The sequence below is a fragment of the Oceanobacillus sp. M65 genome, from assembly GCF_052246275.1.
GTDB lineage: Bacteria > Bacillota > Bacilli > Bacillales > Amphibacillaceae > Oceanobacillus_B > Oceanobacillus_B jordanicus.
This window is the reverse complement of the sequence record NZ_JBQQCJ010000001.1, coordinates 595,904-614,590: the sequence shown is the minus strand read 5'-3', so window position 1 is coordinate 614,590 and position 18,687 is coordinate 595,904. Positions and strand designations below refer to the sequence as shown.

Sequence of the window (18,687 nt, the reverse complement as noted above, 5' to 3'; positions counted from 1 at the left end):
CCCTCTGTCTTATTTTTCGGCAGTAGCCAATAACTGCTTTGCCCTTTCATCCTGTAACCAGCAATCTACTTCGTGTGAAGTGGATCGCACTGTTGTTACGGGGTAAACTTTATCACACACCTCCATGGCGAATGGACATCTTGCTGAAAATGGACATCCTTCAGGAGGTGAGAATAAATCAGGTGGTGTTCCATCAATTGGCGTCAGTTTCTCGCCTTGTAGGTCAAGTCGTGGCACTGAATTCAACAGCCCCTTTGTATAGGGATGCTGCGATTCGTAGAAGATCTCTCTTTTGTCCCCGACTTCGATTATCTTTCCGGCATACATCACAGCTACACGATCGGCTATTTTTGCTACAACGCCTAAATCGTGTGTTATTAAAATAATGGACACACCAGTTGCATCTTGTATTTTCTCGAAGAGCTCCAGAATCTGCGCCTGAATGGTCACATCAAGTGCAGTGGTTGGCTCATCTGCTATTAACAGCTCCGGTTCACAAATTAAAGCCATGGCAATCACAATACGTTGGCGCATGCCTCCACTAAACTGATGGGGATACTGTTTTAGTCGTTCAACTGCATTAGGGATCCCAACAAGCTCTAACATATCAAGTGCCTTGACCTTTGCCTCACTTGCAGAGATCTTTCGGTGCTGCTGAAGTCCTTCCACCAATTGCGTGCCAATCGTTAATGTAGGGTTTAAGGCAGTCATAGGGTCCTGGAAGATCATCGATATGTCTACCCCTCTAATCGACCGCATTTGTTTCTCTGTCAATCTCGTAATCTCTTTCTCTTTGAATCGAATGGAGCCATTGGAAATCTTGCCAGGCGGATCCGGAATCAGTCGCATAATTGCATTAGAGGTTACACTTTTTCCACAGCCCGATTCCCCTACAATGGCTAATGTCTCCCCTTTATTCAAATGAAAATTGACACCTCTTACTGCTTTTACCGTTCCACCATATGTACGAAAGGTTACATGAAGATCCTTTACCTCGAGTATTTTTTCCATCTTCTCACCTACTTCCTCAGTTTTGGATCCAGGGCATCCTGTAGTCCATCACCTAATACATTAAATGCAAACATGGTAAAGGATATGAAAAACGCTGGAAAGAACAGTGTCCACCAATTACCAGATAAAATCGCACCCAGCGAATCATTAGCCATTACACCCCAGCTCGCATAAGGCGCCTGTATACCAAGACCGAGAAAACTCAGAAATGCTTCCGCGAAAATAGCACTGGGAACAGTTAATGTCATCTGTACAATAATTGGCCCCATTGTATTCGGTAGCAGGTTTTTTCGGATAATCCGAGGTGTTTTGGTCCCGAACGACTTGGAAGCGAGGACAAATTCATAGTTTTTAATTTGCAGAACTTGCCCTCGCACAATTCGAGCCATTCCAACCCAGCCTGTTACGGTTAATGCAATAATAATCGTGGTCAGACTTGGACCGAGTACCACTAACAAAAGGATTACGACTAGTAAATACGGCAGACCATATAGCACTTCAATAATACGCATCATTATATTATCTGTTCGGCCACCTTTATATCCAGATAGTCCCCCATAGATGATCCCAATCGATAGGTCAATAAGTGCTGCCATCAAGCCGACAAACAAGGAAATGCGGGCTCCATACCATGTACGTGTAAATACGTCCCGCCCTGCATTATCTGTTCCAAACCAGTGATCAGATGAAGGTGGCTGGTATTGGTTCGGCAAATCCTGCTTGTTCACCTCATATGGAGATAGAATTGGACCAAATATTGCGAAAAGCGTAAGCAAAATAAGGAAGAGCAAACCGGCCATGGCCAATTTGTTTTTTACTAGTCTCCGCCACGCATCCTGCCAGTAAGACAAAGACGGACGAGCAACCGTTTCAGCAGCGTCGGTATCTTTCCCCTTCCATTTGAACCATTCATCAGGGATTGTTGCAGGAGATTGCTCCATTTTTTTTGGATCCATGTTATGCTCCCCCCTTCTTGTGCAGCTTAATTCTAGGATCTAAAATACCGTATATGATATCTACTAGAAAGAGCATGAATATTAAAAAGCCACTATAAAACACGGTCGTTCCCATAATAACTGGATAATCCCGCTGGTTTATACTTTCCACAAAATACCGCCCCATGCCAGGTATAGCGAATATTTTTTCGATGACAAAAGTTCCAGTTAAAATACCCGCAAGCAATGTTCCCATAATGGTTACCACAGGCATTAAGGCGTTTCTCAATGCATGCTTTATGACAATTTTCCATGGGGAAAGCCCTTTTGCTCTTGCCATTTTAATATAATCCTGTGTAAGCACCTCTAGCATAGTGGAACGTGTGAGACGAGCTATAATTGCCATTGGCCCTGTTGCCAGCGCAATGACAGGTAATATCATATGTGCTGGGCTTGACCAGGTAGCTGGAGGAAGAATGTTCCAATCAACGGCCAGTTTTTGGATTAGTAATGTGGCAAGCACGAAGTTTGGAATTGAAATACCGAGCACTGCTAAACTAATTGCCAGATAATCAATGATTCCGTTATGGCGCAAAGCTGCAAGAATTCCAAGAATAATACCGGAAAGCAAAGCTACCACAATCGTAATAATTCCAAGTTCAAACGATATAGGGAAGCCTCTTCCAAGCAATTCATTTACCGTTTGGTTCGGTTGTTTAATCGATGGTCCAAAATCAAAGGTTACAATGGATTTTATGTATAAAAAATATTGGACATAGTAAGGCTCGTCAAGATTATAATGCGCTTCTAAATTTGCTTGTACCGTTTCATTTGTATTCCGTTCACTGTTTAGTGGCGAACCTGGGATCGTGACCATAAGAATAAAGGTAAGCGTAACAATGACCCAGAGTGTAACAGCCATAATCAGTAATCGTTTTGCTATGTATTTCAACATTAGCGCCTGCCCCCTCTAGGAAAATGTTGTATTCATGGCCAGCTCAGTCATAACAAGCATTGCCTGGTATGCTTCCTTGATATCCTTAGCCTCATAACGCACAATGGTTGTCCCTGGCTCTATTTCGGTACCTGGCATCAGGTTAGCCCATTCCGCCTGTCCATAGTTCGTAAACTCTATCCGAAGTACCGGACGATCTGGTGGAACGAGCGGCTGTATTTTCTGCCTATTCTGCAGTGCTGTTTTTACTTGTTTTGTTAAGAGTTCCCCCGCCTTTTTCGGCGAAAGACTTTTAACCGAAGAACGAGAAATCGATGTCTTCACTGCGGCAGTGGTGATACCTTCAACGAGTTCTTCAGCTTCTTTTGCAGCCTGATCATCTCCAGCAACCATTAGTAATGGAACATTATAGTAGCCTGCTAAATAGGCATTCAATCCCATTTCTCCGATCACATGGTCATTAATAAAGAAGTTCCGAACGGCATGAATCATTGCATGTGACATGACACCAAATTGCCCTGCTCTGGCATGGTAACCAATAAACATGGCACCATCAAAGGAATCGTCAAGCCCTTGCATCATGGAATAAGGTTTTACTTCTCCGGTGATCAAATAGGCTTCTGGGTGAAGAGCTTCAATTAATAAGTTATTCATTTTAGAATGGCTGTCATTAACCACAACCTCTGTGCATCCCTGTTGGAACGCTGATTCTATGACATAATTTGTTTCATCGGTCATGATCTTTCTAGCGCGCTCATAGTTATGCTTACTGGAATCAACATATGTATAATCAGGTAGACCAGTAATTCCTTCCATATCTACCGATAAATATAACTTCATGCTGTCTGCCCCTTCTTTTTGTATTGTTAGTAATTTTCTTTCAATTTTAACATACAATTAATAAAATTTAAAGACGGAATTGTGACAAGATTGGTCTTAATGCAACAATTAGTAGTTTGTTCTATAAGAAAGAGGGCAGGCACCTAATAGCTAATTTGAGCATATAAAAACACACACACTTACCCATCATTTAGTATATAAATAGCCAGTAATTTAGAATGCTGAATATACTGAATATTCTAGATGAAAATTTCTTTTAGGAACACAAAAAAAGCAGAAGAATAGGTTCCTCTGCTTTACGTTTTTGGATCTAGTATTTGATTATATGAGGGGTTGAGCACTATTAAGAAAGTTTAGCTACATAGCCATCTTCTTGAAAGTCTTCCTGTGCAAAGGCTTCAACTGAATCACCATTTTCGTCCACTCGATCAATATCAGCACCAAGTGAAGCAAGTTTTCCAGCAAAGTTTACATAGCCACGATCAAGATGCTTTAATTCCGTAATCCTTGTATAACCGTCTGCGCGTAATCCAGCTAAGATCAGAGCAGCAGCAGCACGAAGGTCTGTAGCAGCTACCTCGGCTCCTTGCAGGTCACTTGGGCCTTCAATAAATACACTGCGCCCTTCAATTTTCATTTTTGCATTCATACGACGGAATTCTTCTACATGCATAAAGCGGTTTTCAAAAACCGTTTCCGTAATAACACTTGTACCTTCTGCGCATAACATGAGTGACATCATTTGGGATTGCATATCCGTTGGGAAGCCTGGATGTGGCAATGTTTTAATATCCGTTGCTTTCAGTGACTTCGGTCCAATTACCCGAAGGCCGCCGTTCTCTTCTTTTACAGTTACTTCCATTTCCTGAAGTTTTGAGATAACAGAACGTAAATGTTCACTTTCAGCATTTTCAATTAGAACGTTACCTCCAGTGATAGCTGCTGCAACCATAAACGTACCAGCTTCTACTCTGTCAGGAATGATTGCGTGTTCCGTACCATACAATTTTTCCACGCCTTCAATGCGGATCGTTTCTGTTCCTGCACCTACTATTTTCGCGCCCATTTTATTCAGGTAGTTAGCTAAGTCTACGATTTCTGGTTCTTTTGCACAGTTTTCAAGAATGGTCTTTCCATCAGCAAGAGCAGCTGCCATCATGATATTTTCTGTGGCACCAACACTTGGCATATCGAGGTAAATTTTAGCACCTTTAAGACGCCCATTTACATGCGCTTCTACAAAACCATTTCCTACATGTACTTCTGCTCCCATTGCCTCGAAGCCCTTTAAATGAAGATCAATTGGACGTGATCCAATAGCACAGCCACCTGGCATTGCTACATTCGCATGGCCATAACGTGCTAGCAATGGTCCAAGCACGAGTACAGATGCACGCATTTTTCTTACGTATTCAAATGGTGCTTCCGTCTTTAATCTTTTTGAAGCATCTACTGTTACAGTATTATTATCAAAGTGTACTTCAGCATTCATATTGCTTAATACTTGGTTTATAGTATATACATCAGCTAGTTCAGGGACTTCTGTAATAACACTTTTCCCTTCGCTTGCAATAAGGCTTGCGGCTAGAACAGGTAATACGGCGTTCTTCGCACCTTCCACTTTAACGGTGCCGTTCAATTGGTGTCCGCCTCTTACGATGATTTTTTCCATATTTCAAATCTCCTTCAGATCCAATTTCATAATATTAATATTCATTTATTAGGATAGGTGTTCCTATCGTGTAAGTAAGATGTCCTTCTGCATTCTCTGTAACAGCTACTTGTATGTTCATTGTTGCGTTTTCTAGACTAATTTTCTGGGTCCATAGTGGTGTATACCCGTAGAAAATAAAATTATGCGATAAATTTTCGTTGTTGTCGAATTGTACTGTTTCTTGTTGAATGTTAAATGTTTTTGTTAAATCTTTGAAAAAATAATCACTACCAATTATAGCATCATCTATAACAGTTAGACAAGCGAATGTTTGTGCCATATTCGTGAAATATTTATTCTTTACTTTCGTTATCTTCTTCACGTACAATTCCTTCACGGTTTCAGACCAATCCCTGCCTTCTATTACTGCGATGAGTTCTGCTTTGCCACTATGCACAATTACATTATAATATACGTTTAACTTGCTAGAATTCTGCGTGTCAGCAAGTGAATAGTTTGTACTATTTTCTGTTTCCTTTTTTGTTGCTTGTAAACCCTCTTTTTTCATTTTTGTCATCATTTCACTAGCATCTTCTTCTGAAATCTGTTCCCGGACTGTTACGCTCCAGTCATCTATAGGTAATTTGATAGTTTCTGTATAATCGGCTATATCAAGTAATGCATCGTTGTACTCGGCCACGGTAACTGTCTTTGTTGTTAATAGTAAAATAAATAATAGAATTAGTGCTGTTTTCCTCATAAAAAAAACCCCCGTATTCAAACTATAGTATCTATAGTATGTACAGGGGAATCTACTAACATACAGTACAATTTACGACAATATACAAGATTACTAGTCTTCTATACTGTCATCCTGCTTAGAACAGGTAGATCAGGTCGCTTGACCATTGAAGAATTTCAAGAAAGAACCGACTGACTCCAGCCCCAACTACAATGGTTACAAGCAGCAATAGTACTCTCGCTTCTGCTGCTCTTCCTTTTCTAATTAGCGGGTCAAAGTTTATCGCCTGAACTACTCTCCAAGTCAAATAAATGAATATTAAATGAGATATCATACTAAATATTGCCAACTGTCCTATTGAAAACATATATACCACCTTATATAGCTATTTGGTTCCCTACCATCAATTTATTTCCGGCAATTTCCCGGGAAATACGACATAATAAAGCACAAGACAATCTTACAGGATCGCGGAGACGATTTCCAGTTAAGAGTAGAAGAACTGTGAACTGCTGTCACTGACGACAGGCGCTTGCCTGAAAAAACTCGCTTTCGTCAGCAATGTGTATGTTCTTCTTACACTTTAAACTTCAAATTTAACTACGCTTTGATTGCTTCTTAGCTGAAATTCTATACAAACCTAGCATTTTACAAAGTTAAAATCCCTCACAACTTATATGTCGCGAGGGATTTTTATTTTAATATGCTTATTGACCAACGTCCAAGCGATTTAATGCTCTTTTGAGTGCTAATTCTGCCCGTTGGAAGTCAACATCGTCCTGCTTAGACTGTAATCGGCCTTCTGCACGAGATTTCGCTTCTTTTGCTCGTTCTATGTCGATATCTGCAGGCAATTCAGCAGATTGAGCAAGTATGGTTACTTTATCAGGTCTTACCTCCATAAAGCCACCGTTAATAGAAAGCCTCTCTATCCCATTGTCACGCTTCAATCGTACAGCGCCAATTGATAATGGGGCGACGAGTGGAATATGGCCTGGTAGAATTCCAAGCTCGCCAGTTTCTGCTTTACAGCTAACCATTTCAAAGTTATCTTCCAGTACTGGACCATCAGGAGTAACAACACTCACAGTTAGTGTTCTCAATGTAACCCCTCCTTAGACCGACAAGGAGTACGTACGATAACCATATTTTAATGGCTTCTCCTCTTCCTTGCCTATGTCTTTATTGCATGCCTTGTGCTTTTTCAACTACTTCTTCAATGCGCCCAACTAAACGGAATGCGTCCTCAGGTAGGTCGTCATATTTTCCATCTAGAATTTCTTTAAATCCTTTTACCGTTTCTGCAACTGGTACGTAGGAACCTTTTTGTCCTGTAAACTGTTCCGCAACGTGGAAGTTTTGGGACAAGAAGAATTGCACACGACGGGCACGGGAAACGACAAGTTTATCTTCATCGCCTAGTTCATCCATACCAAGAATGGCAATAATATCCTGTAATTCCTTGTAACGTTGAAGTGTACGCTGAACTTCACGTGCTACTTCATAATGCTCATCCCCTACAACCTCAGGGTCAAGAGCTCGAGAAGTTGATGCAAGCGGATCTACCGCAGGATAAATACCTTGTTCAGATAATTTACGATCAAGGTTGGTTGTAGCGTCTAAGTGAGCAAACGTCGTAGCTGGTGCCGGATCTGTATAGTCATCCGCAGGTACATAGATTGCTTGGATAGATGTTACGGAACCTTTATCAGTAGAAGTAATACGCTCCTGAAGCTGTCCCATTTCAGTCGCAAGTGTTGGTTGGTAACCAACCGCTGATGGCATACGGCCAAGTAAGGCTGATACCTCAGAACCTGCCTGTGTGAAACGGTAGATATTATCCACGAAGAATAGTACGTCTGCACCTTGTTCATCACGGAAATATTCAGCCATTGTTAATCCTGTAAGTGCTACACGCATACGTGCACCAGGTGGCTCGTTCATTTGTCCGAAGACCATTGCTGTTTTAGCAATAACGCCTGAGTCCTTCATTTCAAAATAAAGGTCATTCCCCTCACGGGTACGCTCTCCAACTCCTGCGAATACAGATAGTCCACCATGCTCCTGCGCAATATTATTAATAAGCTCCTGGATAAGTACTGTCTTACCAACACCGGCTCCACCAAACAAACCGATTTTACCACCCTTAATATATGGAGCAAGTAAATCTACAACTTTAATTCCTGTTTCTAGAATTTCTGTTTGTGTTGAAAGATTTTCAAACTTTGGCGCCTCACGGTGAATCGGATTAAGCTTAATGTCATTAGCCAAAGGCTCATCAAGATCAATATTTTCACCAAGGACATTAAATACACGACCAAGAGTTGCTTCCCCTACAGGGACAGAAATTGGTCTTTCTAGGTTTTCTACTTCCATACCACGCTTCACACCATCTGTAGATGACATGGCGATAGTACGGACACTTTTATCACCGAGATGAAGTGCAACTTCCAATGTTAGGTCGATCGCTTGAATGTCGCCTTCCGCCTCTGATTTCACTGTTAACGCGTTATAAATAGCTGGAAGCTGTCCGTCTTCGAATTTTACGTCAACGACTGGTCCCATTACTTGAGTAACGTGTCCTTTGCTCATCGATTTCCCTCCTATCTTACTTGAAAGAACCCTGTTTGATTTCCATTACAAAACTGAAATCTCGGGTACCTTTTTGCGATATATTTCTTATTGGCTACCTATTCAAGTGCTGCTACGCCACCAATAATTTCTGTGATTTCTTGTGTGATTGCTGCCTGACGTGCACGGTTATAAGATAATGTCAGATCACCAATTAGCTCATCGGCATTATCTGTAGCACTTCTCATTGCTGTCATACGTGCAGCATGCTCACTTGCCTTCCCGTCAAGCAGAGCGCCGTAAATTAGGGCTTCTGCATATTGTGGTAAAAGCACGTTCAAGATCTGCTCTTGATTTGGTTCATACTCGTACTCACTTGTTGAGCCGGTTGCTTTCAAATCCGTAATTGGTAGCAACTTCGTAGTTGTTACCTGTTGAGAGATAGCACTTACGTAATGGTTATAGAATATGTTCAGTTCATCAATTTCCCCATCAATGTACATTTGCACTGTTTCTGAAGCAAGTTCTTTAATTTCTGAAAAATTAGGTTGGTCTGCTATGCCAAGAATGCTCTTCGCTACAGGTATACCTCTTTTTCTACAAAAATCGTACCCCATACGCCCTACGGCGATAACTGTGTATTCATCTGTGGACTGATGGTTTTTTTGAATTGTTTGATACAGATTCCTTAATACACTACTGTTGTAGGCACCAGCAAGTCCTCTATCCGAGGTGATAACAAAATATCCCGTTTTCTTGACTTCGCGCTTTTCCAACATAGGATGCGATGCGTCTGGGTTATTTGCCGCAATGCTTTTCACCACTTCTTGTATCTTTTCACCATAAGGAACAAATGACTTCGCATTAAGTTCTGCCTTACTCATTTTAGAGGCAGATACCATTTCCATTGCTTTGGTAATTTGCTTTGTCTTTTTGGTGGAATCAATTCTACCTTTTATATCTCTAAGTGATGCCAAGCTCTTTCACCACCCTTTCATAACAGAGATAGACACAGGTAGGAGGAAAAAAGCGTGATCATACTTCCTTCTCCAAACACTGCCTGTGCTACATCTGTTCGTTATTTAAAAATTACTGTATTCCATTTAACTACTCTGTAGGTAGAAATGTCTTTTTAAATTGATTAATTGCATTGTTCATATCTTCTGCTTCTGGTAAGTTCCCTGTTTCACGGATTGATGTAAGCAATTCCTTGCCATTTTGATCAAGCCATACATGGAGCTCATCCTCGAAGCGTGTGATATCTTCCACTGCAATATCATCCAGGAAGCCTTTCGTTAGTGCATAGATAATCATAACCTGCTTCTCTACAACCAACGGCTTATGTAAGCCCTGCTTCAATACTTCAACTGTTCTTGCTCCACGATTAAGTTTAGCCTGTGTTGCTTTGTCTAAATCTGATCCAAATTGTGAGAATGCTTCTAGTTCACGGAATGAAGCAAGATCAAGACGCAGTGTTCCTGCTACCTTTTTCATCGCCTTAATTTGGGCGGATCCCCCTACACGAGATACGGAAAGACCAGCATTAATTGCCGGGCGGACACCTGAGAAGAACAAATCGGATTGTAGGAAAATTTGGCCATCTGTTATCGAGATAACGTTTGTAGGAATGTAAGCAGAAATATCACCTGCTTGTGTTTCTACGAATGGCAATGCAGTTAATGAGCCACCACCTAGTGAATCATTTAACTTTGCTGCACGTTCAAGTAAACGAGAGTGTAAGTAGAATACATCACCAGGGAAAGCTTCACGGCCTGGCGGACGGCGTAATAATAAGGAAAGTTCACGGTATGCAGATGCCTGTTTAGAAAGGTCATCATAAACAACTAATACGTGCTTTCCGTTATACATAAATTCTTCACCCATTGCCACTCCTGCATATGGAGCAAGATATAACAATGGAGCAGGATCTGACGCACCAGCGGACACAACGATTGTGTAGTCAAGTGCACCATAGCGACGGAAAGTTTCTACTGTCCCTCTTACTGTGGACTCTTTTTGACCGATTGCAACATAGATACAAATCATATCTTGGTCTGCCTGGTTCAAGATTGCATCAACTGCAACTGTTGTTTTACCTGTTTGACGGTCTCCGATGATAAGTTCACGTTGTCCTCTACCAATTGGAACAAGGGCATCAATTGCTTTAATCCCTGTTTGCAAAGGTTCATCAACTGATTTACGGTCCATTACACCAGGAGCAGCGCCTTCGATTGGACGTGTTTTAGATGTTTCAATTGCTCCTCTACCATCGATTGGTTGTCCGAGAGGGTTCACCACACGGCCTACTAATTCTTCTCCAACCGGCACTTGCATAATTCTACCGGTACGGCGAACTTCATCGCCTTCTTTAATTTCTGTATATGGTCCAAGGATTACGATACCTACGTTACTTTCTTCCAGGTTTTGCGCCATTCCCATAACACCGTTTGAAAATTCAAGAAGCTCCCCGGCCATTACGTTGTCCAGTCCGTGAGCACGTGCGATTCCGTCACCGATTTCAATAACTGTACCGACATCACTTACTTCAATATCTGAATCGAAATTTTCGATTTGCTGTTTAATCAAATTACTGATTTCTTCAGCTTTTATGCTCATACCATTTCACCCCTGTCATCATTTGTTTGCAGTTACAATATTCCGTTCAATTCTTCTTAGCTTCCCACTAATAGAGCCATCATATATCGTGTTCCCCATACGGATTTTGATTCCACCGATTAAGGAAGGATCCACAACATTATGAAGTTGAATGGCGGATCGATTAAAGCGTTTAGCGAACGAAACTTCAAGCTCACTGCGTTCTAAATCCGATAATTCACGAACAGAGTATACTGTAGCTTCTGCAATTCCTTTTGCATCATTTACTAAATGGATAAAATGATCAATAATGGATGGAATGATCTCAACTCGATGTCGTTCTACTAGAAGCTTTAATGTATTTACGACATCTTTATGTAGACCTTGAAACACTTCATCAAGAAATTGTTTCTTCTTCGCATTATGAACACGAGGATGCTTTAGGAATGTATAAAGATCTTTATTACGTTGGAATACTTCTTTGACTGTGCGGAACTCTTCAACGAATTGTTCTACCACAGTTTTTTCATTCGCAAGTTGAAAAAGAGCATCGGCATATCGCTTGGCTGCTACTGCTTCACTCATAGCTCTTCTCCTACCTCTTTAATGTAGTCATTAATCAGTTTCTCCTGATCCTGAGTACTAATTTCTTTTTCGATTACTTTGCTTGCAATTAATACAGATAAGGATGCCACTTTATCTTGTAAAGCCTGAAGGGCTTTTTCTTTTTCGTTCTGGATATCTGCTTGTGCAGCATGCTTTATTCTGTCTGCTTCGGCACGGGCAGCAGCGATGATATCCTGTTCTTGTCTTACTCCAGCGTTTTTCGCGTCTTCAACAATCTTTTGTGCTTCTTGCTTTGTTTGTTTTAATTGCTCAACAGCTTCATTTGATGCTTTTTCTGCTTCTTCCCGACTTTTTTCAGCAGCTTCAATTTCCCCAGCAACGTAATCTTCACGTTTTTGCATCATGTCCATTACAGGGCCCCAGGCAAATTTCCTTACTAGAATAAGCAGGATAAGAAAGAAAAATAGTTGTGTGATCATATCTACAACATGAAAACCACCAAGCGCTGCATTAATCACGGAATATTCAGTGAATGCTTGCACAGGATTCACTCCTTTCACTTGTATTAGTGAATATATAATTTACTAAACACGTTTATTTCATGTTCGGGCACAAACAAGGCGAAGGGTCTATGGAAGATGATCTTCGCCGTTTATTGTAAATCTTTCGTTACATTACCATTAGTGCAATAACTACTGCGATAATCGGCATCGCCTCAACCAAACCTACCCCGATAAACATAGTTGTTTGAAGTTGACCTTTAAGTTCTGGCTGACGAGCAATCCCCTCAACTGTACGACTCACGATTAATCCGTTACCAACACCAGCGCCTAATGCGCCTAATCCTACTGCGATTGCAGCTGCTAAAGCTCCCATAATATAAATCCTCCTCAAAATTGTTATATAAGTTTTTTACATAATCTCCAGATCCAGTAGATGGTCTACTAAAACTGGCTAATTACCAAATTAATGCTCTTCACTAACCTTGTGCGACATGTAAACCATTGTCAGCATTGTGAAGATAAATGCCTGAATCCCGCCAATAAATATACTGAATCCTTGCCATGCGAGAAACGGAATTGCTCCCCCAAGGAATCCAAGCCAACTTGACGTTGTCAAACCAACTAGTAAAGCTAACAATACTTCCCCTGCATACAAGTTACCAAACAAACGCAAACCGAGTGTTAGCGTATTGGAAAACTCTTCTACAATCTTAATCGGGAAAAGCGGCCACATTGGTCGGAAATAGTCTTTCACATATTCTTTTCCTCCACGTAGCTTTATTCCATAGAAATGAGTTAGTACAATGACCATTGCTGATAATGTCAATGTAATTCCCGGATCAGCTGTTGGTGATTTCCACCAAAGATCATGTCCAACTACTCCGTTCGTCATAACCCCAAGCATATTTCCGACAAGGATATATGTAAATAGGGTTAACCCTAGCGGAAGAAATAGTTTTCCAGTCTTCCAATCCATCGTGTCATTGATAATCCCTTTCACAAAGTCAAGCACCCATTCCATGGCGTTTTGTGCACCCGTTGGCTTCATTTGCAGTCTTCTTGCACCAAGGACACAAAGTACAAATACAATGACTGATGTGATAAACATCATCAAGATATTTGATAGATTAACACTTAACCAGGATATACCAAATAAATTCTCAATTATTGGTGCTCCATGATCCACCTTACTCACCCCTCTTTCAAACATTACTCCTTCTTCTTGTACACAGCAAAATCTATCATAATGACGAAATAGGATGTCATTAATCCAATTAGTACGGCAATGACGTGAAAAATATCTTCATAACGAAGAGCGACAATAATGGCTAACGCTGCTCCTGCAAATCGGGAAACAGTGCCTAAACCTCTTGCAGTCTGCTTTTTAGCTACCGCTTCGGTAAAGTCATCTATTTTCTTTTGCAACAAATAGAGGTTATAAAAACTTACAACTGTACCTAGAAGTAGCCCCAAGAAAACACGAGAATACGGCGTAAACCCTGCTCCAAGCACCCATAACGTTAGAAGATAGAACATGTACTTTCGTTGACGTATACTCATTTTCCCATATTGCGACATAGTTCCCTCTTCTCTCGTAAGTTTTCCAATTATACAGTTAGTTTTTCAGGTAAAAGGTCCTCCCTTTAAGAACCTTTGTCGCCAATAATTGTCCTGTGCTGTGATTTTTTCACAATCATTTAACTGAAGTAAAAACGTGTATTTCATCTAGTGCAAGATTATAGGCTTTAAACGGCAGGCTATGTACATTTTGTTATGCAAAAATATAAGTATTGCAAACCTATGAAACCCCTACCATTCTACACTTAGCAAGTGTACAATAGCCCACCCCTATTGTCAATCGGTTTTACGGATGTTTATCCTTAAAATGACATCCAATTTCTGTAGATATTTTTGATAGATTTCTGTTCTCTCCAGAGGTCCTTATTTAAGGAGAAAACAGGAGAATAATTTCTCTTTCAGGCTGTGAAGGTGGAAAATCTTCTTCACTAGCCGATTGGTGAATGCTGTATTCGGAAAACAGCATTTCCAATAGCAGGTTATGGAACATTCGCCAAGTTATGACAAAATTTTTCCTGCCTCTTCTTCTTCGGTAAGCATTCATGGCTTCCTCATGCTGTGGAATTCTTTACGGAATAAAGTATAAGGGTTACGTTTTCCATAAAGCTTCCCCTCCATTATATAGGAAATTCTGTGACTATTAAGTGACATTTTTGTGAACGATGAAAGGAATTCACCTTTCACCGTTTAATTTCTAATGATTAAGTCTGTCTGATAGCTTTCCGTGGAGCCATCATCCAAGCGAACAGTAATAAGCGCCATGTATTCTCCCGGAGCTCCCAATTGCTTCTTGGTTAACTGTCCTTCATTTTCTCCAGTTTTAACTTCGTCTAATTCCAAAAGGGTTCTTTCAAACATTAAGCTATCCGGATCGTACAAATCCACCTTTGCGCTTTCCGCATTTTCGGCGAGGTATAGTTTATAAATGTAACCCTCTTCTGAAAACGGCTTTAAAGCAAATTCAAATCCCATTGCTTTTGGATTATCAGCTGTTTGGTTTATGAATAAATAAGGAAGAAGGTAGCGATTGTCTCCTTCATCTACCGTTAGCCAACCTTGATGCACACCTTCTTCTAATTGTTTAGAAGTAATTGCCAGCTGTACCGGGACCGCCTTTTCCTCACCTGGCTTCAGTACGAATCTTTGTGGCAAACTCCATTGTATGCCCCCTTGCTTCTTCGGAATAGTAAACGTGTAGCTTTTTGTTTCATCAGATTGGTTTGTGATAAATAGCTGTTTTGATTTTTCTTCCCTATACGTTGTAAATTTTCCATAGGCTAACGCAGGGTCATTGATTATCGTGGTTGCGTTGATTGCAGCGTCCGGGTCCATCACACCTGATCCCTGCATAATGGGAGCTACAGCTTTATCATCCTGCTGCATTTTCCAAGCGGTCGTCTTTAAAGCACCAATAATCTGGTCATTTGACCAATCTGGATGTGCTTCTTTCATTAAAGCAATCGCTCCCGCTACATGAGGTGCTGCCATACTCGTACCTTGCAGAGCTTGGTAGCCACTAGGAACGGAGCTCATGATATTGGTTCCTGGAGCAAGTACATCAGGTTTAATGTCCCAATTAATTGTGACAGGACCACGTGAACTAAAGTCTGCAACCGAAGCAGGTAGCTCTTTATACTGGGTTTCCAGCTGCAAAGTGCTTTCTTCAGCCATTTGTTGTAGCCACTGTCCGTCTTCCTTGGAAATAGAGGCTACCGGAATGGTAATTGGGGCATCCGCATTGTCTATAGAACCCTGGAAAGTCCCCTCCTCACTGTTTGCAATGAGTACAGCAATCGCTCCGTCTTTTTCTGCCTGTTTTGCCATGTCATAAAAAGGAATTTCCCCGCGTTGTAAGACAACAATTTTTCTGGACAGTTCTTCTCCCTCTACAGCTATTTTATAAAATGTGTCCAAATTCCATGGTACGGATCCTACCATAGACGTTAGTCCAATCTCTCTGTCTTCCCACCTCGCATAAAGATAGGGATTCTGTTTGGCAGGACTTGTGGCCCCAACGGAGATAGCCTTCGATGCGGTGGCAGGTGAACCAACAGTCCAATCGGCTGGACCGTTATTTCCATTGGCGATGACGACAGCCACTCCTAATGCTGCTGCCCGGTTTACAGCAAGACTTGTCGGATAATCCGGTCCATTCACATTGTTACCTAATGAAAGATTCATCACATCGACGCCGTCTTTTACTGCCTGTTCCATTGCCGCTATTACTTGTACCGATGTACCACTTCCTCCAGGTCCAAGAGCTCGATAAGCATAAATTTCGGCGTCAGGAGCGACTCCTTTTAATTCCCCATCTGCGGCAATAATTCCTGCCACATGAGTTCCATGTAGTGTAGGGATGCCCTGGTTAGCTTGCGTTTCCATGGGATCATCATCAAGGTCTACTAAGTCATAGCCTTTTTTATAATTCGCTTGTAAATCAGGATGGTTATAATCTATACCAGTATCTATTATCCCAACCTTTATCCCTTTTCCTGTGTAGCGTGTGTTATTGAAAACTTCTGGATAAACAGCGTCCTTTGGCAAGGCGTCTGCCTTTAGTGAGCTCTTCTTTGTCTTATCAGATTGGTACTGTTGCACCGAGTGAATAGCTTTTACAAAGGGGAGTGCTTCCATTTTGGCAAGTCTTGTTGGGGTTCCTCTGATAGCTAATCCCTTAAATAACATTTCATAAGAAGCAACCACCTCGACATATGGGTGGTGTGCTTCTATATATTCCTTATGTACTTGCGGATCTCCAGTAACCTCAATGATCAGCGACTGTGTATCATCTTTCTCTGCCACGATCGTTTGTGGATATGGTAGCAATAAAACAATAATACTTATAATGGATAAAATATACCGCATTCCCAACCTCTCCTTTTCAGATTAGTTTTTGAAGAGAAAGGGAAATTTATGCATAAGAAAAGCCATCCCGCTCAAAGGATGGCTTCTCGCTTTATTTAAAATACTTCACAATTTCATCAGCTATTCTTTTTGAAGCTTGTCCATCACCATAAGGATTTGAGGCTTTCGCCATTTCCTTGTGTGCCTTGTCATCAGAAAGAAGCTCGTTAGCCATCGTGAAAATGTTTTCTTCATCTGTCCCAGCAAGCTTTAATGTGCCAGCGGTAATACCTTCTGGTCGTTCGGTCGTGTCTCTTAACACGAGAACGGGTACACCAAGGGATGGAGCTTCTTCTTGTACCCCTCCAGAATCCGTGAGAATCAAGTGCGCTCTTGACGCAAAGTTATGAAAATCTACTACGCTAAGTGGTTCAATTAATTGAATCCGCTCATCATCACCCAAGATGTTTTTTGCTGTATTTTGTACGACTGGATTTAGATGGACAGGATAAATAACATGGATATCATCATGTGTCTCAACCAATCGTTTAATAGCCCGAAACATCTGCTCCATGTTATTCCCAAGGTTCTCCCTACGGTGGGCTGTCATGAGCACCAATCGTTTATCACCAATTGCTTCGATAATCGGACTAGTGTATGCATGATCGACTGTTGTTTTTAGTGCATCAATTGCTGTATTCCCTGTTACCGCAATCCGTTCAGCAGGCTTCCCTTCATTTAGTAGATTCTGCTTTGATTTTTCCGTTGGCGAAAAATGAAGATCGGCCATTACACCGGTCAATTGTCTATTCATTTCCTCCGGGTAAGGGGAGTATTTATCCCATGTACGGAGCCCAGCTTCTACATGCCCTACCGCAATCTGGTTATAGTAAGCAGCAAGCGATGCAGCAAACGTAGTTGTTGTGTCACCATGCACGAGTACGATGTCAGGCTTCGTTTCCTTCATCACCTCATCAAGACCTTCGAGGGCTCTTGTGGTAATCTGTGCAAGCGACTGCTGTTTTTTCATGATATTCAAATCATAATCTGGTGTGATTTGAAAGATTTCCAGCACTTGATCAAGCATCTCCCTGTGCTGTGCCGTAACCGTAACAATGGAGTCAAATTCTTCTGCTCGTTTTTGCAACTCTAAAACAAGCGGAGCCATCTTGATCGCTTCTGGCCTTGTCCCAAAAATGGTCATTACTTTTATACGATTCTTCATGACAAGCACTCCTAACCCAGTTTATCTATTTCGTACCAAATAAACGGTCTCCAGCATCCCCAAGACCTGGAACAATATAGCCTTTCTCATCAAGTTTTTCATCCAAGGCACCTAGGTAAATATCAACATCTGGGTGTTCTTCTTTAATCATTTCTACGCCCTCTGGTGCTGCAATAAGACACATAAGACGAATGTTTTCCGCGCCACGCTTTTTCAAGGAATGAATCGCATCATTTGCCGAACCACCGGTTGCAAGCATTGGATCAATCACAATTAATTCACGTTCATTTATATCTGATGGTAATTTAATATAATATTCAACAGGCTGAAATGTTTCCGGATCACGATATAGTCCGACATGACCAACTTTTGCAGCAGGAATTAATTTTAAAACCCCATCAACCATTCCAAGACCTGCACGCAATATCGGAATGAGGCCAATTTTTTTACCTGAAAGCACCTTCGCCTGTGCTTCTACAACAGGTGTATGAATTGTCTTATCCTGCAAGGGAAGATTTCGTGTGATTTCAAAAGCCATTAGCATTGCTACTTCATCAACTAGCTCACGAAATTCCTTTGTTCCTGTGTCCTTATTCCTTATGTAGGTCAATTTATGCTGGATTAACGGATGATCCAGTACGAATACGTTACCCATTTTGCCGATCAC

Annotated in this window: 20 protein-coding genes; all 20 read right to left on the bottom strand. The window is 41.3% G+C overall.

The genetic code is table 11. From position 1 onward, the window contains the following. Positions 1-9: 9 nt before the first annotated feature. Complete coding sequence (locus tag ACTWPF_RS02925; RefSeq protein WP_106898018.1) at positions 10-1,011, bottom strand: ABC transporter ATP-binding protein; 1,002 nt, start codon at positions 1,009-1,011, stop codon at positions 10-12. 8 nt (positions 1,012-1,019) lie between these two features. Continuing rightward, complete coding sequence (locus ACTWPF_RS02920) at positions 1,020-1,967, bottom strand: ABC transporter permease (protein ID WP_106898019.1); 948 nt, start codon at positions 1,965-1,967, stop codon at positions 1,020-1,022. A 1-nt stretch (position 1,968) separates the two neighbouring features. Then, on the bottom strand, positions 1,969-2,901 hold the full coding sequence (locus ACTWPF_RS02915) for an ABC transporter permease (RefSeq protein ID WP_106898020.1): 933 nt from the start codon (positions 2,899-2,901) through the stop codon (positions 1,969-1,971). A gap of 15 nt (positions 2,902-2,916) precedes the next feature. Continuing rightward, complete coding sequence (locus ACTWPF_RS02910) at positions 2,917-3,741, bottom strand: M55 family metallopeptidase (RefSeq protein WP_161464231.1); 825 nt, start codon at positions 3,739-3,741, stop codon at positions 2,917-2,919. A gap of 343 nt (positions 3,742-4,084) precedes the next feature. Further along, positions 4,085-5,413, bottom strand: coding sequence for a UDP-N-acetylglucosamine 1-carboxyvinyltransferase (gene murA, locus ACTWPF_RS02905; protein ID WP_238017965.1), 1,329 nt, complete (start codon positions 5,411-5,413; stop codon positions 4,085-4,087). A 34-nt stretch (positions 5,414-5,447) separates the two neighbouring features. Further along, positions 5,448-6,155, bottom strand: a complete 708-nt coding sequence (locus tag ACTWPF_RS02900) for a YwmB family TATA-box binding protein (RefSeq protein WP_106898023.1) — start codon at positions 6,153-6,155, stop codon at positions 5,448-5,450. A gap of 118 nt (positions 6,156-6,273) precedes the next feature. Then, positions 6,274-6,504, bottom strand: coding sequence for a DUF1146 family protein (locus ACTWPF_RS02895; RefSeq protein WP_106898024.1), 231 nt, complete (start codon positions 6,502-6,504; stop codon positions 6,274-6,276). Between the two features lie 340 nt (positions 6,505-6,844). Continuing rightward, a complete protein-coding gene (locus ACTWPF_RS02890; protein WP_106898025.1) occupies positions 6,845-7,240 on the bottom strand; it encodes a F0F1 ATP synthase subunit epsilon in 396 nt (131 codons plus the stop codon). A 79-nt stretch (positions 7,241-7,319) separates the two neighbouring features. Further along, the gene (atpD, locus tag ACTWPF_RS02885; RefSeq protein ID WP_106898026.1) at positions 7,320-8,729 is read right to left on the bottom strand and encodes a F0F1 ATP synthase subunit beta; all 1,410 of its coding nucleotides are present in this window, start codon (positions 8,727-8,729) and stop codon (positions 7,320-7,322) included. A 98-nt stretch (positions 8,730-8,827) separates the two neighbouring features. Further along, on the bottom strand, positions 8,828-9,685 hold the full coding sequence (atpG, locus tag ACTWPF_RS02880; protein WP_036578475.1) for an ATP synthase F1 subunit gamma: 858 nt from the start codon (positions 9,683-9,685) through the stop codon (positions 8,828-8,830). Between the two features lie 130 nt (positions 9,686-9,815). Next, positions 9,816-11,324: a F0F1 ATP synthase subunit alpha gene (atpA, locus tag ACTWPF_RS02875; RefSeq protein ID WP_106898027.1), complete on the bottom strand. Its 1,509-nt coding sequence runs from the start codon at positions 11,322-11,324 to the stop codon at positions 9,816-9,818. An 18-nt stretch (positions 11,325-11,342) separates the two neighbouring features. Next, positions 11,343-11,888: a F0F1 ATP synthase subunit delta gene (locus ACTWPF_RS02870; protein WP_036578478.1), complete on the bottom strand. Its 546-nt coding sequence runs from the start codon at positions 11,886-11,888 to the stop codon at positions 11,343-11,345. Beyond that, positions 11,885-12,412 carry a F0F1 ATP synthase subunit B gene (atpF, locus tag ACTWPF_RS02865; protein ID WP_036578480.1) on the bottom strand — a complete coding sequence of 176 codons (528 nt, stop codon included), beginning with the start codon at positions 12,410-12,412 and terminating at the stop codon, positions 11,885-11,887. The genes ACTWPF_RS02870 and atpF overlap by 4 nt, the downstream gene beginning before the upstream one ends. A 127-nt stretch (positions 12,413-12,539) precedes the next feature. Beyond that, positions 12,540-12,746 (bottom strand): F0F1 ATP synthase subunit C, encoded by a 207-nt coding sequence (atpE, locus tag ACTWPF_RS02860; RefSeq protein WP_019378207.1) that lies wholly within the window; start codon positions 12,744-12,746, stop codon positions 12,540-12,542. 90 nt (positions 12,747-12,836) lie between these two features. Further along, positions 12,837-13,559, bottom strand: coding sequence for a F0F1 ATP synthase subunit A (gene atpB / locus ACTWPF_RS02855; RefSeq protein ID WP_106898581.1), 723 nt, complete (start codon positions 13,557-13,559; stop codon positions 12,837-12,839). 23 nt (positions 13,560-13,582) lie between these two features. Beyond that, a complete protein-coding gene (locus ACTWPF_RS02850) occupies positions 13,583-13,951 on the bottom strand; it encodes an ATP synthase subunit I (protein ID WP_443148225.1) in 369 nt (122 codons plus the stop codon). Positions 13,952-14,318: 367 nt separating this feature from the next. Then, positions 14,319-14,495 (bottom strand): hypothetical protein, encoded by a 177-nt coding sequence (locus ACTWPF_RS02845; RefSeq protein WP_238017963.1) that lies wholly within the window; start codon positions 14,493-14,495, stop codon positions 14,319-14,321. 143 nt (positions 14,496-14,638) lie between these two features. Beyond that, the gene (locus tag ACTWPF_RS02840) at positions 14,639-16,816 is read right to left on the bottom strand and encodes a S8 family serine peptidase (RefSeq protein ID WP_443148224.1); all 2,178 of its coding nucleotides are present in this window, start codon (positions 16,814-16,816) and stop codon (positions 14,639-14,641) included. A gap of 91 nt (positions 16,817-16,907) precedes the next feature. Further along, positions 16,908-18,020 (bottom strand): non-hydrolyzing UDP-N-acetylglucosamine 2-epimerase, encoded by a 1,113-nt coding sequence (gene wecB, locus ACTWPF_RS02835; protein WP_443148223.1) that lies wholly within the window; start codon positions 18,018-18,020, stop codon positions 16,908-16,910. A gap of 25 nt (positions 18,021-18,045) precedes the next feature. Continuing rightward, positions 18,046-18,675, bottom strand: coding sequence for a uracil phosphoribosyltransferase (gene upp / locus ACTWPF_RS02830; protein WP_106898031.1), 630 nt, complete (start codon positions 18,673-18,675; stop codon positions 18,046-18,048). Between the last annotated feature and the right edge of the window lie 12 nt (positions 18,676-18,687).

Coding starts and splice junctions, on each gene's coding strand:
- ACTWPF_RS02925 (WP_106898018.1), bottom strand. CDS start 1,011: ATGGAAAAAATACTCGAGGTAAAGGATCTTCATGTAACCTTTCGTACA.
- ACTWPF_RS02920 (WP_106898019.1), bottom strand. CDS start 1,967: ATGGATCCAAAAAAAATGGAGCAATCTCCTGCAACAATCCCTGATGAA.
- ACTWPF_RS02915 (WP_106898020.1), bottom strand. CDS start 2,901: ATGTTGAAATACATAGCAAAACGATTACTGATTATGGCTGTTACACTC.
- ACTWPF_RS02910 (WP_161464231.1), bottom strand. CDS start 3,741: ATGAAGTTATATTTATCGGTAGATATGGAAGGAATTACTGGTCTACCT.
- murA (WP_238017965.1), bottom strand. CDS start 5,413: ATGGAAAAAATCATCGTAAGAGGCGGACACCAATTGAACGGCACCGTT.
- ACTWPF_RS02900 (WP_106898023.1), bottom strand. CDS start 6,155: ATGAGGAAAACAGCACTAATTCTATTATTTATTTTACTATTAACAACA.
- ACTWPF_RS02895 (WP_106898024.1), bottom strand. CDS start 6,504: ATGTTTTCAATAGGACAGTTGGCAATATTTAGTATGATATCTCATTTA.
- atpD (WP_106898026.1), bottom strand. CDS start 8,729: ATGAGCAAAGGACACGTTACTCAAGTAATGGGACCAGTCGTTGACGTA.
- atpA (WP_106898027.1), bottom strand. CDS start 11,324: ATGAGCATAAAAGCTGAAGAAATCAGTAATTTGATTAAACAGCAAATC.
- ACTWPF_RS02870 (WP_036578478.1), bottom strand. CDS start 11,888: ATGAGTGAAGCAGTAGCAGCCAAGCGATATGCCGATGCTCTTTTTCAA.
- atpE (WP_019378207.1), bottom strand. CDS start 12,746: ATGGGAGCTTTAGCAGCTGCAATCGCAGTAGGATTAGGCGCATTAGGC.
- ACTWPF_RS02850 (WP_443148225.1), bottom strand. CDS start 13,951: ATGTCGCAATATGGGAAAATGAGTATACGTCAACGAAAGTACATGTTC.
- ACTWPF_RS02845 (WP_238017963.1), bottom strand. CDS start 14,495: ATGAATGCTTACCGAAGAAGAAGAGGCAGGAAAAATTTTGTCATAACT.
- ACTWPF_RS02840 (WP_443148224.1), bottom strand. CDS start 16,816: ATGCGGTATATTTTATCCATTATAAGTATTATTGTTTTATTGCTACCA.
- wecB (WP_443148223.1), bottom strand. CDS start 18,020: ATGAAGAATCGTATAAAAGTAATGACCATTTTTGGGACAAGGCCAGAA.
- upp (WP_106898031.1), bottom strand. CDS start 18,675: ATGGGTAACGTATTCGTACTGGATCATCCGTTAATCCAGCATAAATTG.